Here is a 324-nt window from a genome sequence, read left to right as displayed (position 1 = left end):
CTCTCGGCTCTTTGCCTGTCGCCGCTGATGGCGCAGGAGACCGCGCCGGCCCAGCCGGATGCCGCCGCTCCCGCGGCTCCGGTCGATCCCAATGCCGTGGTTGCCACCGTCAATGGCGAGAAGCTGACCGAGGCCGACCTGCAGCTCGCCGAAGGCGAACTGTCGCAACAGTTCGCGCAGCTGCCGCCCGAGCAGCGCCGCGCGGCCGCGCTTTCGGCGGCGATCGAAATTCGCGTCATGGCCAAGAAGGCCCTCGATACCGGCCTCGACAAGGATCCGGACTTCCAGCGCCGCATGGCTTTCCTGCAGGCGCGCGCCCTGCAT

At 69.4% G+C, this 324-nt stretch carries 1 pseudogene; it reads left to right on the top strand.

The features are described 5' to 3' along the window. Positions 1 to 324: pseudogene (locus tag EN851_RS34975) on the top strand (peptidylprolyl isomerase); the annotation flags it as partial.

Source organism: Mesorhizobium sp. M8A.F.Ca.ET.208.01.1.1, assembly GCF_004791315.1.
GTDB lineage: Bacteria > Pseudomonadota > Alphaproteobacteria > Rhizobiales > Rhizobiaceae > Mesorhizobium.
The sequence above is the reverse complement of the archived record's forward strand: the minus strand, read 5'-3'. Positions and strand labels throughout refer to the sequence as shown.